Source organism: Bradyrhizobium sp. Leo114, assembly GCF_055229415.2.
In genome coordinates this window covers 1-383 of record NZ_JBUYEN020000230.1, presented here as the reverse complement: position 1 = coordinate 383, position 383 = coordinate 1, and the positions used below count along the sequence as shown (strand labels likewise).

Here is a 383-nt window from a genome sequence, read left to right as displayed (position 1 = left end):
GCCGATGGCGTCTTCCTGCAGGCCCGCATGGAAGACCACGGCGAGTGCATGCTGGTGCTGATCGGCGCGACGCCGGAAGGCAAGAAGGAACTGATCGGCTTCCAGGTCGGCGTGCGGGAGAGCGCGCGGAGCTGGCGTGAGCTCCTGATCGACGTCAAGCGGCGCGGGTTGCAGATCGCCCCGGAAATTGCCGTCGGCGACGGCGCGCTCGGCTTCTGAAAGGCGCTCGACGAGGTCTGTCCCGGCACACGGCACCAGCGATGCTGGGTGCACAAGACCGTGAACGTCCTGGACAAGGTCCCGCTCTCGGTGCAGGCCACCATGAAGAAGGATCTGCGCGAGGTCTACTGGGCGCCGAACCGGGCGTCCGCCGAAGCGGCGAT

The 383-nt window shown here is 67.4% G+C and carries 1 pseudogene; it reads left to right on the top strand.

What is annotated here, in order from left to right:
- A pseudogene (locus ACZIRK_RS45525) lies at nt 1–383 on the top strand (transposase); the annotation flags it as partial.